The sequence below is a fragment of the Peteryoungia wuzhouensis genome (assembly GCF_003205195.1).
GTDB classification, from domain to species: Bacteria; Pseudomonadota; Alphaproteobacteria; order Rhizobiales; family Rhizobiaceae; genus Allorhizobium; species Allorhizobium wuzhouense.
Window position 1 is genome coordinate 377,090 of the sequence record NZ_QJRY01000002.1, and the last position, 13,452, is coordinate 390,541.

General features: G+C 60.2%; 16 protein-coding genes and 1 tRNA gene. 7 read left to right on the top strand and 10 right to left on the bottom strand.

What is annotated here, in order from left to right; translation table 11 throughout:
* Positions 1-6: 6 nt before the first annotated feature.
* Together cysW and cysT are read right to left on the bottom strand one after the other, a co-directional pair.
* Positions 7-870, bottom strand: a complete 864-nt coding sequence (cysW, locus tag DMY87_RS07680) for a sulfate ABC transporter permease subunit CysW (protein WP_110790702.1) — start codon at positions 868-870, stop codon at positions 7-9.
* Positions 860-1,717, bottom strand: a complete 858-nt coding sequence (gene cysT, locus DMY87_RS07685; RefSeq protein WP_110790703.1) for a sulfate ABC transporter permease subunit CysT — start codon at positions 1,715-1,717, stop codon at positions 860-862. The genes cysW and cysT overlap by 11 nt, the downstream gene beginning before the upstream one ends.
* A gap of 274 nt (positions 1,718-1,991) precedes the next feature.
* Here cysT and DMY87_RS07690 point away from each other — a divergent pair, with 274 nt between their 5' ends.
* Positions 1,992-2,438: an RrF2 family transcriptional regulator gene (locus DMY87_RS07690; protein ID WP_110790704.1), complete on the top strand. Its 447-nt coding sequence runs from the start codon at positions 1,992-1,994 to the stop codon at positions 2,436-2,438.
* Positions 2,439-2,735: 297 nt separating this feature from the next.
* On the opposite strand, the gene DMY87_RS07695 is transcribed toward DMY87_RS07690, so the two are convergent.
* From DMY87_RS07695 to DMY87_RS07715, 5 genes are all read right to left on the bottom strand, one after another.
* Positions 2,736-2,811: transfer RNA gene (locus tag DMY87_RS07695), tRNA-Lys, on the bottom strand.
* Between the two features lie 148 nt (positions 2,812-2,959).
* Complete coding sequence (locus DMY87_RS07700; RefSeq protein ID WP_110790705.1) at positions 2,960-3,877, bottom strand: PhzF family phenazine biosynthesis protein; 918 nt, start codon at positions 3,875-3,877, stop codon at positions 2,960-2,962.
* A gap of 74 nt (positions 3,878-3,951) precedes the next feature.
* Positions 3,952-4,680, bottom strand: coding sequence for an NUDIX hydrolase (locus DMY87_RS07705; protein ID WP_110790706.1), 729 nt, complete (start codon positions 4,678-4,680; stop codon positions 3,952-3,954).
* Positions 4,681-4,688: 8 nt separating this feature from the next.
* Entirely contained in the window at positions 4,689-5,798 is a 1,110-nt protein-coding gene (locus DMY87_RS07710; protein WP_110790707.1) for an endonuclease/exonuclease/phosphatase family protein, read from the bottom strand.
* 152 nt (positions 5,799-5,950) lie between these two features.
* Positions 5,951-7,174, bottom strand: a complete 1,224-nt coding sequence (locus DMY87_RS07715; protein WP_110790708.1) for an aminotransferase-like domain-containing protein — start codon at positions 7,172-7,174, stop codon at positions 5,951-5,953.
* Between the two features lie 200 nt (positions 7,175-7,374).
* On the opposite strand from DMY87_RS07715, the gene DMY87_RS07720 reads away from it, so the two are divergent.
* Positions 7,375-8,595, top strand: a complete 1,221-nt coding sequence (locus tag DMY87_RS07720) for a GGDEF domain-containing protein (RefSeq protein WP_110790709.1) — start codon at positions 7,375-7,377, stop codon at positions 8,593-8,595.
* A gap of 29 nt (positions 8,596-8,624) precedes the next feature.
* Here the strand turns inward: DMY87_RS07720 and DMY87_RS07725 are convergent, their stop codons facing one another.
* Positions 8,625-9,242 (bottom strand): TetR/AcrR family transcriptional regulator, encoded by a 618-nt coding sequence (locus DMY87_RS07725; protein WP_110790710.1) that lies wholly within the window; start codon positions 9,240-9,242, stop codon positions 8,625-8,627.
* A 67-nt stretch (positions 9,243-9,309) separates the two neighbouring features.
* On the opposite strand from DMY87_RS07725, the gene DMY87_RS07730 reads away from it, so the two are divergent.
* Both DMY87_RS07730 and DMY87_RS07735 read left to right on the top strand, forming a co-directional pair.
* Positions 9,310-9,792 (top strand): cupin domain-containing protein, encoded by a 483-nt coding sequence (locus tag DMY87_RS07730; RefSeq protein ID WP_110790711.1) that lies wholly within the window; start codon positions 9,310-9,312, stop codon positions 9,790-9,792.
* 77 nt (positions 9,793-9,869) lie between these two features.
* The gene (locus DMY87_RS07735; RefSeq protein ID WP_110790712.1) at positions 9,870-10,244 is read left to right on the top strand and encodes a hypothetical protein; all 375 of its coding nucleotides are present in this window, start codon (positions 9,870-9,872) and stop codon (positions 10,242-10,244) included.
* Between the two features lie 90 nt (positions 10,245-10,334).
* Here DMY87_RS07735 and ilvC read toward each other — a convergent pair whose 3' ends face one another.
* Positions 10,335-11,354 carry a ketol-acid reductoisomerase gene (gene ilvC, locus DMY87_RS07740; protein WP_062278836.1) on the bottom strand — a complete coding sequence of 340 codons (1,020 nt, stop codon included), beginning with the start codon at positions 11,352-11,354 and terminating at the stop codon, positions 10,335-10,337.
* Between the two features lie 23 nt (positions 11,355-11,377).
* Positions 11,378-12,064 carry a TetR/AcrR family transcriptional regulator gene (locus DMY87_RS07745; protein ID WP_110790713.1) on the bottom strand — a complete coding sequence of 229 codons (687 nt, stop codon included), beginning with the start codon at positions 12,062-12,064 and terminating at the stop codon, positions 11,378-11,380.
* 434 nt (positions 12,065-12,498) lie between these two features.
* Here DMY87_RS07745 and DMY87_RS07750 point away from each other — a divergent pair, with 434 nt between their 5' ends.
* From DMY87_RS07750 to DMY87_RS07760, 3 genes are all read left to right on the top strand, one after another.
* Positions 12,499-12,738, top strand: a complete 240-nt coding sequence (locus DMY87_RS07750) for a hypothetical protein (protein ID WP_110790714.1) — start codon at positions 12,499-12,501, stop codon at positions 12,736-12,738.
* 97 nt (positions 12,739-12,835) lie between these two features.
* Positions 12,836-13,084 carry a hypothetical protein gene (locus DMY87_RS07755; RefSeq protein WP_110790715.1) on the top strand — a complete coding sequence of 83 codons (249 nt, stop codon included), beginning with the start codon at positions 12,836-12,838 and terminating at the stop codon, positions 13,082-13,084.
* Between the two features lie 105 nt (positions 13,085-13,189).
* On the top strand, positions 13,190-13,438 hold the full coding sequence (locus DMY87_RS07760; protein WP_110790716.1) for a hypothetical protein: 249 nt from the start codon (positions 13,190-13,192) through the stop codon (positions 13,436-13,438).
* Positions 13,439-13,452: the final 14 nt, after the last annotated feature.

The window sequence follows — 13,452 nt, forward strand, 5'->3', positions numbered from 1 at the left end:
AACCTTTCAGTGCTTGCGAGTGCCGGAAAGTTCGGCACTGTACCGGATCTCGAGGATCGTCTTCAGCGCCAGCGTCACGAGCGCGAGGAGAGCCAGGAGGGTCGATACGGCGAACGCCGCGACAAAATTGTATTCGTTGTAGAGAACCTCGACATGCAGCGGCATGGTCTCGGTCAGTCCGCGAATATGGCCGGAGACGACGGAGACGGCACCGAATTCGCCCATGGCACGGGCGTTGCAGAGCAGCACGCCGTAAAGCAGACCCCATTTGATGTTCGGCAGCGTCACATACCAGAAGGTCTGCCAGCCGGAAGCCCCGAGCGACAGCGCCGCTTCCTCGTCCCCCGTCCCCTGCTCCTGCATCAACGGAATGAGTTCGCGCGCCACGAACGGGAAGGTCACGAAGACAGTGGCAAGCACGATCCCCGGAATGGCGAAGAGGATCTCGATACCCCAGGATTTCAGGATCGGACCCAGAAAGCTGTTTGCGCCAAAGAGCAGCACGTAGACCAGACCCGAGATGACCGGCGAGATCGAGAACGGCAGATCGATCAGCGTCGTCAGAAACGACTTGCCGCGAAATTCGAACTTGGCGATGGCCCAGGCCGCACAAACCCCGAAGACGAGGTTGAGAGGCACGGCGATGGCGGCAACCGTCAGCGTCAACCGGATGGCAGACAGCGTGTCTGGCTCGGCCAGCGCCTCGAAGAACGCCAGCGCACCGCGGCGAAAGGCTTCGATGAAGACCAGAACCAGTGGCAGCAACAAAATCACCGCCATGAAGAAGACAGCGATGGCAATCAGCACGACGCGTGCAAACGGCGTCTCGGTGGCCGGATCGCGAAATCGTGGACGCAGATCAGCGGACATTGGAGTACCTCCGACGGCTCCAGGCCTGCAGCAGATTGATCAGGAAGAGCATGGCAAACGAAATGATCAGCATGATCGCGGCAATGGCAGTCGCGCCGGCATAGTTGAATTCTTCCAGCCGGATCACGATCAGAAGCGGCGCGATCTCCGAAACATAGGGAATGTTGCCGGCGATGAAGATAACCGAGCCGTATTCGCCGACGGCACGCGCAAAGGCGAGCGCAAAGCCGGTGAGGATAGCCGGCAGCAGGGATGGCAGCACCACGAGCCGCACGGTCTGGAAACGGTTGGCGCCGAGCGTCGCTGCGGCCTCTTCCACCTCGCGGTCGACCTCTTCCATCACGGGCTGCACGGTTCGCACCACAAACGGCAGTCCGATGAAGATCAAGGCCACGACGATGCCGGCCGGTGTGAAGGCGATCTTGATCCCGAGCGGCGCAAACAAGGCGCCGATCCAGCCATTGTTCGCATAGAGTGCGGCAAGCGCGATGCCGGCAACGGCCGTCGGCAGCGCGAAGGGCAGATCAACGATTGCGTCCAGCAACCGGCGCCCTGGAAAATCGTAGCGAACGAGGACCCAGGCGACCAAGACGCCGAATACCACATTCACCAGAGCAGCGATCAGTGCAGCTCCGAAGGAGATCCGGAGCGCCAGCAAGGTTCGCTCATCCATAAGGACTGCGAAGAAATCCTGAAACCCCAGGGAGCTTGCCCGAATGACGAGTGCGGCGAGCGGAATGAGAATGATCAGCGTGAGATAGACGAGGGTATAGCCCAGCGTCAGACCAAATCCAGGCAAGATGCTCGGCTGCCGCCAACTGCTTCTGCTCACGCTTTTCATACACATCTCCCCGGAGCAACCGTCGCAGCACCACGTCGCCATTCATAGCGTCGGCAAAAGCCAATGAAAGGAAAATTCTTCCATTCCTGATGGACTCAATAGAAATAGATGATCCTGCAGGCATCGGACACCATGGGCGATTTTGCAACGTTGCCAGTGAAAATGAGCAGCACAAGCGGCAAATCCCGACACGAGCCTTGAGAAGCATTCCGGTAAAAACTATTTACTAACTAGGAAATGGTAGTTTCCTCCCACCGCACGCGAACCTCCAGGCATCAAAATGCTCACGAAAAAAGGCAAGTACGGACTGAAGGCTCTGGTCGATCTTGCACGACTGGCGCCAGGCGAGACCGCTTTCGTCACGGAAATCGCTGTCCGCAACAATATTCCCAAGAAGTTCCTGGACACCATCCTGCTGGAACTGCGGAACACTGGAATTTTGCGGTCCAAAAAGGGCCCCAATGGCGGTTATTCCCTGTCGAAGCCAGCCGCCGAAATCCGCATTGGCCAAGTGATACGCGCGCTTGATGGTCCGCTCGCGCCGATCCGTTGCGCGAGCCGCACAGCCTTTGAGACCTGCGATGACTGCGCAGATCCGGAAACCTGTCAGGTCCGGCTTTCCATGACCGAAGTCCGCGACGCGATCGCGACGATCCTCGACAACATGTCCCTGGATGAATTCGTGGCGAAGGAAAATCGCGCTGCAGAACTGATCGCCGGCGAATAACGACGACAGACTGATACGCCGGTCAAACGCCGCGCCACGTTACAGTGCGAGTCCGAGGTTGCGCTGGTGTCGCCGAGGCACATCCTTCAAAGCGAATGACCATTCCAACGACCGCGCCGAATCGGCAAAGGGCGGACAGACGCACGCATACAGGCGTTAAAGCCCGGCCCGCAAGAAAGCGCCGATCTTCACCGCAACGGCTCAGGAAATCTTCAATTGTGAAAATAGTTCTGCGTCGCAGCACTTCAGGCATAACCTGAGGCAATCGACGAAAACCATTAACATGGAAAGAGAATTTGGTGGGTGATGTAGGGCTCGAACCTACGACCCGCTGATTAAGAGTCAGCTGCTCTACCAACTGAGCTAATCACCCGACCGCGCCGTTTTTGGTGGCGTCCGCTCCGTTTCCGGTGGCGTGACCGGGCGTATAAACATGATCCGAGACCTTGTCCAGCGCGTCTGCAAAAAATCTTGGCCTTCTGGTCAAAAAAATTTCGCAGAAGCGAAATTATCTTTGTTTTTCAAAGAAACAGTTCGCCGGACGCAATCTGCACGGCCTGTCCGCCGATCCGGGCGCGTGACACGGCGCCATCCTTCACATCCACATGCAGATGAATATGAGAAGGCCGTCCCATCTCCACACCCTGCTCGATCATCAGCGGATGATGGCCGTCGGGAAGCGCGTCGAAATGGTGGATCGCGCCAGAGAGCGCGGCGACGGCAGATCCCGTCGCGGGGTCCTCGGCAATCCCCATATCGGGAGAAAACATGCGCGCATGAAACTTTGCGGCATGATGCACCCCACCTCGACAATAGACATAAGCCGATGTCAGGCGCCCTTCGCTCATCGGCGCCACCCGCTCCCAGAGATGCGGATCGAATTCGAGCCTTTCCACGGCGGAGAGATCGTGGACTGGCACCAGCAGAAAGGGCACACCGGCACTCCAGACGGTCGGAATGTGATTTTCGAAGCCGATGGCGCTCGCCTGCAGGGACAAGGCGTCAGCGAGGCCCTGAGGGTCCAGCGACAACTGATGACGGGTCGAAAGTCGGGGCAAATCGAATTCACAAAAGCTCGCCTCGCCCTCGCGCAGCCGCACCGCACAACGCACGGGCCCGATGTTCTCCTCAAGCATGGAGACAAGGTCGAGGCTGTCCTGGCTACCGGCATAGCTGCGCTCGGCAAGGGCAATGGCCGCGCCCACGGTCGGATGTCCGGCAAAGGGCAGTTCTCGGCCGGGCGTGAAGATTCGCAGCCGGGCTGTGTGGGCCGCATGATCGGCGGGCTGCACGAAGACGGTTTCCGAGAGGTTCAGTTCGGCCGCAACGGATTGCATCGCCTCATCCGACAACCCCTCTCCATCAAAGATCACGGCAAGCGGATTGCCCGCAAGTTTGCGATCGGTGAATACGTCATAAATGGCATACTGTCTCGCCACGGGCCGTCTCCGCTCTGAAGGTCACGCTCGCCGCCACACTGCCCGAGCAACTCCCCCAAGGCAAGAAAGCAGCTTCACGGCATGGCCGCGAAGTACCAATCGAGGATTGGCAACATGGCGGGGCTATATCGATTTGCACTGCGATCCGCACTGCGGATGGCAACAGCTCTTGCGATCTCCTGCTCTGCCGCCGTCTTCGCGAAGTGTTCGATGCGCGCAACCAGGCTTTCTGCCGGCTCCGCAAAACGGTGGACCCGCAGAAGTGTCAGCTTGTGCGGCCGATAACTCGCATAGAGCACCGGATCTGCAGCGGCATCGGCGAGGTCGAGCCCGGTTTCCTCCAGCACTTCACGGCGCATATTGCCGGCCAGATCGCAACGGCCGTCAATGACATCGGACGGATCGAGAGAGCCCGCCGCGAAATAGACCTGCCCGGCATTGGCGGTATGCGGCGCCATTTCGATCGCGACCAGCGCCCCGTCACCTGCGACGAGCACAGGATAGCCAAAAAGGTGACAGGCGCCCAACTGTTCCGTTTGTTTTCGCCACCAGAGGAAACAGGCAAAGGAGGCCTCGTGCCCGACCGCTCGGACGAAACCATTGTCGACTTGCATCTCCCGCTGCAGGATCAGCCGTCCATTGTAGAGCGCAGGGTTGGCGGCCTGTTCGTCGCGCCAATGGGCGGCGATGGCATCAGCATGCGCCAGTTGCAGCGGATGCGGGGCGTCATCCACGCGGAGGTCGAGCCCTCGCACGGGCACGACGCGTCCGTCCATCGGCAGACCGATATCCACATCGATCATGACGGCTCCTAGGGCAGATGGAGGGAAATGGCCACCGGGCAGTGATCCGACGCCTTGGGCCGGTCCCAGCCGATTCGCGGATAGCGCTCGACCGCCTGTCCTGGCGGGAACGGCGTGCGAAACGGCTGGCCGTTGCGGATGATGTCGGGCACCGCCTTCGGATTGGCCCTGGCGAGGCCCGCCGACAGCCAGATGTAGTCGAGTTGGCAAAGATGCTGCTCCTCCGGCCCGCGCGCGTGGTAGAGCGTCCAGCGGTCGAAGACATCGCGTCGTCGCATCACGTTCTCGACAAATCCATCTTGTGAAAAAATGTCGAGTGCACTCGCAAGCCCGTCGCGCGGTGCAAACTCGTATCCGTGGCGACGATCGCCGATGACGTCGATCCTCTCCTGGTAGTCGTTCATGTCACCGCAAATGATGAAATTGCGCTCGCGTGCATGGTCGCGGCCGAAACGGTTTTCGATGATATGACGAACCGCCCGCACCTCGGCCTCGCGCACCGGCATCGTGCTGGCCCGCCCGTCGGCGCCGTCGCGCCCGTTGGTCATCGACTTGAAATGCACGACATAGACCGTCAGAGGACGCCCGCCGATGAGGAGATCGAGTTCGAGGCAGTCGCGCTTGAAGATCCGGTCCTGCGGCTGGAGATTGGGACCGAGGGCCGGCGTATAGAGATTAAGGTCGTGGTAGGTCAGCGCGGCGTGGCTCTTGACGTCCTGCACCTCGATCCGCTCACCATGCCGCGTCTCCTCGCGCATCAGCACCGCGACATCGATCCCGCGGCTGTCATTGCCTTCCACCAGATATTTCTGCCGATAGCCGGAGCCGACCATGCGGAAGAGATAGCCGTATTCGAAGGCCTTCAGCGCCTCCATGTTGTCGACTTCCTGCAGGCACAGGATGTCGGCATCGGTGTCGGCGATGGCGAGTGCCGACAATTGCCGGGTATCGTCGGTGGCCGCGACGACCCGTGCCGCCTCCAGCCGCTGGTAGTCAACCTCGCTGCGGATCTCGAAGAGCTTCAGCACGCGGTCCGAGCGCAACTGGTTGCGAAAGCCGGTGAAATCGAAGCGCGCGACGAGGTTTTCGATGTTGAAGCTGGCTATGCGAAGCGTCATGGCGTGATTCCGGATCGGCCTCCAAGGGGCAGGTGCCCCAATCAATCACGCCACCCGAAGACGGGCAACCGTGAAGGAGGTCTGCCGAGCGGAATGCGGAGCGTGCCACAGAGACCGAGATATCTCCCACGCACGATCCGCGAGCCCATGCCTCAGGCGGCAGCCGGCAGGCTCCCGGCAATCAGACGCCCCAACCGCTTGATACCTTCCGCAATCATCGCCTCATTGGCACAGGAGAAGGACAATCTCAGCGTATTCGTCCCCGAGCGGTCGGCAAAGAAGGCCTGCCCCGGAACGAAGGCCACTTTCTCCGTCTCCACCGATCGTGCCAAAAGTTCGGTTCCATCCAGCCCCTCCGGCAGCGTCACCCAGATGAACATGCCGCCTTCCGGCTCGGTCCAGCTCGTCCCCGCCGGCATATGGGCAGCCAGCGCCTTCAGCATGGCGTCACGTCGTGCTGAATAGGCGCCCCTGATCTTGGCCACCTGCGCGTCGAAATGGCGCTCTGCAACATGGGTGATGGCGATCTGGTTGATCGACGAGGAATGCAGATCCGCCGCCTGCTTCATCAACACCAGTTTGCGAATGACCGGGGTCGCAGCAACGACGTAGCCGACGCGCAGCCCCGGTGCGAGGGTCTTGGAGAAGCTGCCGCAATAGATGGTTCTCGTGTCTTCGATCGACCCGCTGCGCTCGATGTCGAGCGACAAAATCGGTCGCACCGCCTCTCCGTTGTAGCGAAGATGCTGATAGGCCGCGTCTTCGATGATCGGAACATCCAGTTCGTCGGCCAGTGAAAGCAAGGCGAGGCGTTCTTCCTGCGTGACCGTCTGACCGGTTGGATTGGCAAAGTCCGAGGAGAGATAGGCAAACTTGACCTCCCCCCCGGCATTGTCGGCCGCCGCCCGGTAGCTGTCCGGTGTGCGATTGCCGAAGCTCAGCTGATCATAGGTCGGCTCATAGGCATTGAAGGCCTGCAGTGCGCCGAGATAAGTCGGCCAGTTGACCAGCGCCGTATCCCGCGGCGAGAGCATCAGCTTGCCGAGATAATCCAACGCCTGCTGCGAACCCGAGGTGATGAAGATATTGTCGACACCGCATGCGATGCCGAGCCGGGCCATCTCCTTTTGCAGCCATTGGCGCAGCGGCAGATAACCTTCGGAAACCGAATACTGCAGTGCCGACGCCGCCTGACCACCCGCGAAGATCTCCGCATAGGCCGCCTCGAACGCTTGCGTCGGAAACAGGGCCGGATCAGGAATGCCGCCGGCAAAGGATATGATCTCCGGGCGATCGAGCAGTTTCAGCAATTCGCGGATTTCAGAGGCGCGCATGCGCGAGGCACGCGTCGCAAAGACATGGTCCCAGTTCAGCATCGGGGTTTCCTCAAGGCTTGTCGTTATTCTCATACAAGATCACGAAAACCCCGATAGGTCAACAATGCTGACCTATCGGCCCTTGACGGAAATGCGACCTCCTGCCACCGCCGAAATTTGACGCAATTGCGCATCGTTAATTCCCATGAATATTAGCAGAATTTGGGTTATCAGAAGTCAAATTGGAAACCGAATCGCTCATGCCAGAACGCTCCAGACCACCACTGTTTGCGACACTCGCTATCCCGATGGTGGGCGCAAACGACAAGGGGCAACCACCTCCGTGGGAAAAGCTGACAGAACTCTATAAGATCCTTCCGCACCTCTTCGCAGCGGCGGCTATTCTGTGCGCTTCCGTCCTGCCCTATTCAGAGGGTGGCAGCGACAAGGTGATTGTCGTCGCGGTCATCCTGGCTCTCCAGCTCATGATGCGCTTTGCAGCGGAGTACCGATATCGCCGGCGCGCCGAAGATGCGGAGTTCAAGCATTGGCTCATTGGCTTTGTCGTCATCTCGCTCCTGTCCGGCATTGCCTGGGGAACCTCGATCGCGATCCTTTATCGCGGATCGGGTCCTGAAGCGCAGGTGGTGGTGCTGGCCGTCGGCTGCGGCATCGTCCAGTCCTGCGCCGCACGCGCCTATATGGCGCCGGCCTCCACCGTGCTGGTCATTCTGATCATGATCGGCATCTTCAATGCCACCGCCCTCAGCGAGGACAATTGGCTGATGCTCCCCATCTGTCTGGCTTATGTCGCGTTCCAGGCCAGCTATATGACGCGACTGGTCGGCCTCGAGCAGGCCCGCGCCGCCGCCGAGCGGCAGACGGACACCCTGGTCCTGGAACTCGCCCAGAGCAACGAGAAGCTGCGCCGTGCCAACGAGCAACTGATGCGCCATGCGGCAACCGACGACCTCACGGGCCTTGCCAACCGGCGCAGTTTCGATGCCAGCCTCCAGACAGCGGTCGACAAGACGACAGCGTCGGGTGCCAGCCTGTCCCTGCTCCTTCTCGACGTCGACCATTTCAAGCGTTTCAACGACACATTTGGTCACCTCGCCGGCGACGATTGCCTTCGCAGGGTGGGTCGCATGCTGAAGGAGGAGTGCGCAGCCCGATCCTATTCTCCCGCCCGTTACGGCGGTGAGGAATTTGCCATCATCATGCCGGGGGCGAGCCGGCAGGAGGCCGAAATCTTCGCAGCGCACATCCTAGCGATGGCATCCGCTTTGGACTTTCCGGAGTTAGCGCTACCAGCAGCGGCATTGACCGTCAGCATTGGCCTTGCCACCATGGACTGCACCGATGACTGCGTGCACGCCCTCATCAACCGCGCCGACCAGGGGCTTTATGCGGCCAAGCAGGCCGGGCGCAACTGCGCACGCATGATCGAACGAACAAACCAGACGGACGTGACGGCCTGATCACTGCGCTCTGGCGCTCCCCGCTGTGATCAGTCCGGCGCGGAAGCACATTGACCGCCGATGAGCCCAGCCAGCATGGTTTTTGCAGCCCAGACGGTGGTCTCGCGCGCCTCCTGCACGTTCAAACCGCAAACATCCTTCAGCACGACCAGCGTCTCAATGCCCGTCAGCAGCGACAGGGCGTAGATCAGGCGCTGGAAATCGCGCGGCGGCAGTTGTGGCTGCAGGGGTTCGAGCGCCTCCGTCAGCCATCCGATCCGCCGCGCCCCGCGCTTCACCTTGCTGTCGCCGGTGACCGTGCTGGCGAGAAGCGCCCGAAACATCGGTTCGTTCTCGTGGACCATGTCGAAGATGCGGCCGACCAGGAGTTGCAACTGCTGCCCGACAGCCTCGGGCCCCTCACCGGACGCAACAGGCTCGATGCGGATCGACGTGGCAACCGCGTCGAGCACAGCTTCGCGGATCATTTCCTCCGGCTTGGAGAAGTAGCGATAGGCCGTGGCACGGGAGATCCCTGCGTGGTCCGCGACCTCAGCCACGGACGGTTGCGCGCCGCGCTCCGTGAGTTCACGGGCCGCACGGAGCAACTCCGCACGCGTCCGCCGCTTCTGGTTGATGCGCTCGAAACTTTTCTCTTGACTGCTCATTTCCACCTCATTATGAGACAACAATCTCATTACGGGATAAAGTATCACAAAGGAGAGGAAATGCAAGATGAGTACGACAATCGCAAACGCAACGACCGACCACCCGCAAACTGTCCACTTTTTGGGTAGCCTTCTGACATTCCGTGCCCGCGCGGCCGACACGGGAGGCACGTTCTCCATCGTGGAATCCTGCTCAGCCCCAGGCGCTGGCGCACCGCCCCACCTTCAGGCCGATGCGGAAGCGTTTCTCGTCACCGAAGGCTCCTTCGAATTCATGCTGGGTGAGACCTGGCGTCGTTGCGGACCCGGAGAATTCGTCTATGTGGCCCCCGGCGTGGTCCATGCGTTCCGCAACGCCGCGAGCACACCGTCCAGGATGCTGATCATCAATCTGCCGGGCGGCCCGCATGAGAATTTCTTCAAGGCCGTCGGCGAACCCGTGAACGCCGAACCGCCTGTCTTCCCGCCGATGGGGGCACCCGACGTCGCGTATCTCACGACGGAAGCCGAGCGCTTCGGCATCACCATCCTGCCGACGCCGCACCACTAAGGGCCGCATCGGACATTCAAGCACGCCTGGTGCATCCCACCAGACTTTCACGAATCCTGTCTCGAAAGGTTCGCCTCATGCGCGGATTGGCGTATTTCTGTATTGTATCAGCAGCCGTCTATGGCTTGGCCGGCATGGCCTTCGGAATGGTCATGGCCGCCTCGCACGACCACACGCTGATGACGGCCCATGCGCACCTCAACCTCATGGGTTGGGTATCGATGGCCATTTACGGTCTGTATTATCACTCCGTCCCGGCCGCAGCAGAAACGCGGCTGGCGAAGATCCATGTCGGAGTGACCACGCTCGGCCTCTGGATCATGATCCCAGGCGTTGCGATGGCCGTTCTCGGCATGACTGAGGGACCGGCGATCGCCGGCTCGCTGCTGACGATCCTCGGCATGCTGCTTTTCGCGGCCCGCGTCGCGACAGGGCATCGGGTCGTCGCATGAGGCGACACCCGCCCCATCGATGGATCGGACGCGCAAAAGCCGGAGAGGTCGCCCTCCCCGGCTTTGTCGTATCAGACAGATGCGAAGGACTTAGTTCTTCGCCTTGTCGACCAGCTTGTTCTTGCCGATCCAGGGCATCATCGCGCGGAGCTTCGCGCCGACTTCTTCGATCTGGTGGCTGTCGTTCATGCGGCGGATGCCCTTGAAGCGGGCTGCACCGGCGCGATATTCCTGCATCCAGTCCGAGGTGAACTTGCCGGTCTGGATGTCGTGCAGGACGCGCTTCATTTCTGCCTTGGTTTCAGCCGTGATGATGCGCGGACCGGTGACGTATTCGCCCCACTCGGCCGTGTTGGAGATCGAGTAGTTCATGTTGGCGATGCCGCCTTCATAGATCAGGTCGACGATCAGCTTCACTTCGTGCAGGCACTCGAAATAGGCCATTTCCGGCGCATAGCCGCCTTCGACCAGCGTCTCGAAGCCGGCGCGGATCAGTTCGACCAGACCGCCGCAGAGAACGACCTGTTCGCCGAAGAGGTCGGTTTCGCACTCTTCCTTGAACGAGGTTTCGATGATGCCCGAACGGCCGCCGCCAACGCCACAGGCGTAGGAGAGCGCGAGTTCAAGGGCATTGCCCGAAGCATTGTGATGAATGGCAACAAGGCAGGGAACGCCGCCGCCCTTCTGGTATTCGCCGCGAACCGTATGGCCCGGGCCCTTCGGCGCGATCATGACGACGTCGACGGTCGACTTCGGCTCGATCAGGCCGAAATGCACGTTCAAGCCATGGGCAAACGCGATGGCCGCGCCGTCACGGATGTTGCCGGCGATGTCGGCCTTGTAGATGTCGGCCTGCAGTTCGTCAGGCGTCGCCATCATCATCAGGTCGGCCCAGGCAGCGGCTTCAGCAACGGTCATGACCTTGAAGCCGTCGGCTTCGGCCTTCTTGATCGTGGCGGAACCGGCCTTCAGCGCGATCACGACGTTCTGTGCGCCCGAATCCTTCAGGTTCAGCGCATGTGCGCGGCCCTGGGAACCGTAGCCAATGATGGCAACCTTCTTGGACTTGATCAGGTTCAAGTCCGCATCACGATCGTAATAGACGCGCATTGTAGTGTCCTTCCCTATGCTTGTCAGTTGTGGTGGATGTTGTTGATCGACGAACCGGTACGGGAATTTCCGTCCAGTCCCGCCGAAACGCGGTCGGTGCCGTAGAGCGCGAGAAAGGCGGAAACAGCCTTCGCAGCACGGGCGCCAAATTTCTGAGTCTGGGGTGCTTCGCCGAGCAGCATGCGCACATGCAGGTCGCTGACGATCAGACCATAAAGGGTGCGATAGGCGTCTTCCCCGTCGCCGAAGCGCAGCAGACCGTCACGCTGGCCGGCATCCAGCAGCGCCCGCGCCCGGCGGTCAATCTGGCGACGGCCGCGCTCGAGCAGCAAGGTCCCGAGCTTCGATCCGTCACGGCTGGACTGCCCGATGGCAAGGCGGTTCAGCGCCAGGGAGACATCGCCCGCCAGCACCTCAAGCAGGTCATGCGCGAAGACCTCCAGATGTTCGATGAGGCTCGCGACGGTCAGCCGCTCGCCCGGACGCTCGAAGGTGCGCACCTTGCTCGCCTGGTAGGAGATCATCGCCGACAGCAGGCCGTCACGATCGCCGAACCACTTGTAGAGACTTTCCTTGGAGCAATTGGCCGCCCGTGCGAGGCCAGCGGTCGTCACGGCCTTGTCCCCACCTTCAACGAGCAAACGCAGAGCCTCTGCCAGAACGGCATTCTGGCGCGGAGTAAATTCGGAGGTCGGATTGTCGGTCGACATGGAAGGCTCCTGGTACCGTACGGTACGGTTCGCCACCTTTTATGTCCGGAGCGATCAGCAAGGTCAAGAGCACTTTGAAGAAATTTACGGCATCTGCCTCGCGGACGTGACCGTCTTTTGCGCAAACGCACGTGCCGTGCGCACAGCCTTCACCGTCAAACAACCGCCAGAGCCGATGCCGGCCTCTCACAAAAGGGTGAAACAAATAAAAAATAATCGTTATATGTCATAGTTAAATGACGGCAAAATGACGACTTAAGCCATTGAATTTGAATGTTTTAAATTTCAAGTACCGTTTGTGATACCGGGTACTTTCACCGAACCAGTCAGTTCGATTGTGCGCAAAGGGGTATTGATTTCCCCGCCGCCCTGCGCCAAATCAGCATCATCGAACCGCACAGTTCGATTGAACAAGGTTCTAAAGGTACACGACGATGAAGATGATTGCAGCAGCACTCCTTACGACCTTCGCAGGAACGACGGCCGCATTTGCGCTAGAGCCGATCTCCGGTTCGATCACATATGGCGGTGCGCAGCCCCGGCTTGAACAGGCTCCGGCCGGTTCGAACTTCTTTCACACCTTTTACTTCAAAGGCTCCGAAGTCCACGAGGTCTACAAGGTGAATTCAGATCGGACGGTGTCCCTGGTTTCTCGCTCCATGTCGAACGACTGACCAAGACACCCTCTGAAAACAGGTAAACCACGCGTTCAATCACAATCCTGAGCTGCAGACGATAAAGCCAGCTCAATTCACGATAAGGAATACGACCATGAAGACCATCATTTCTGCCGCCCTGATCTCGCTTGCTGCCGGCTCGGCCGCTTTCGCCGCCGTCCAGCCGATCCCGGGTTCGATCACCTATGACAACGCCAACGTCCAGCTCGAAAAGGCACCTGCCGGTTCGACCTTCTTCCACACCTTCTCCAACGGTGACGGTCGTGACGTTCGCGAGATCTACAAGGTCAACGCCGACAAGTCGGTGACCCTCGTCAACCGCTCGATCTCCAACGCTTCCTAATCGAGCAGCCTCCCGCATAACGCGCCTCCCAAGACGCACTGAGCGGTCGGCTCGGCCCTCCCCCTTTAGCCGAACCGACCGCCCCCAACGAAAAGGAATACGACCATGAAGACCATCATTTCTGCCGCTCTGATCTCGCTTGCTGCCGGCTCGGCCGCTTTCGCCGCCGTCCAGCCGATCCCGGGTTCGATCACCTATGACAACGCCAACGTCCAGCTCGAAAAGGCACCTGCCGGTTCGACCTTCTTCCACACCTTCTCCAACGGTGACGGTCGTGACGTCAACGAAGTCTACAAGGTCAACGCCGACAAGACCGTGACCCTCGTCAACCGCACGATCTCCAACGCTTCTTAAATCAGAAGCGTCCC

Bases quoted from the DNA above. Each gene is read 5' to 3' on its own strand.
- cysW (WP_110790702.1), bottom strand. From the start codon at position 870: ATGTCCGCTGATCTGCGTCCACGATTTCGCGATCCGGCCACCGAGACG.
- cysT (WP_110790703.1), bottom strand. From the start codon at position 1,717: ATGTGTATGAAAAGCGTGAGCAGAAGCAGTTGGCGGCAGCCGAGCATC.
- DMY87_RS07690 (WP_110790704.1), top strand. From the start codon at position 1,992: ATGCTCACGAAAAAAGGCAAGTACGGACTGAAGGCTCTGGTCGATCTT.
- DMY87_RS07705 (WP_110790706.1), bottom strand. From the start codon at position 4,680: ATGATCGATGTGGATATCGGTCTGCCGATGGACGGACGCGTCGTGCCC.
- DMY87_RS07710 (WP_110790707.1), bottom strand. From the start codon at position 5,798: ATGACGCTTCGCATAGCCAGCTTCAACATCGAAAACCTCGTCGCGCGC.
- DMY87_RS07715 (WP_110790708.1), bottom strand. From the start codon at position 7,174: ATGCTGAACTGGGACCATGTCTTTGCGACGCGTGCCTCGCGCATGCGC.
- DMY87_RS07720 (WP_110790709.1), top strand. From the start codon at position 7,375: ATGCCAGAACGCTCCAGACCACCACTGTTTGCGACACTCGCTATCCCG.
- DMY87_RS07725 (WP_110790710.1), bottom strand. From the start codon at position 9,242: ATGAGCAGTCAAGAGAAAAGTTTCGAGCGCATCAACCAGAAGCGGCGG.
- DMY87_RS07730 (WP_110790711.1), top strand. From the start codon at position 9,310: ATGAGTACGACAATCGCAAACGCAACGACCGACCACCCGCAAACTGTC.
- DMY87_RS07735 (WP_110790712.1), top strand. From the start codon at position 9,870: ATGCGCGGATTGGCGTATTTCTGTATTGTATCAGCAGCCGTCTATGGC.
- ilvC (WP_062278836.1), bottom strand. From the start codon at position 11,354: ATGCGCGTCTATTACGATCGTGATGCGGACTTGAACCTGATCAAGTCC.
- DMY87_RS07745 (WP_110790713.1), bottom strand. From the start codon at position 12,064: ATGTCGACCGACAATCCGACCTCCGAATTTACTCCGCGCCAGAATGCC.
- DMY87_RS07750 (WP_110790714.1), top strand. From the start codon at position 12,499: ATGAAGATGATTGCAGCAGCACTCCTTACGACCTTCGCAGGAACGACG.
- DMY87_RS07755 (WP_110790715.1), top strand. From the start codon at position 12,836: ATGAAGACCATCATTTCTGCCGCCCTGATCTCGCTTGCTGCCGGCTCG.
- DMY87_RS07760 (WP_110790716.1), top strand. From the start codon at position 13,190: ATGAAGACCATCATTTCTGCCGCTCTGATCTCGCTTGCTGCCGGCTCG.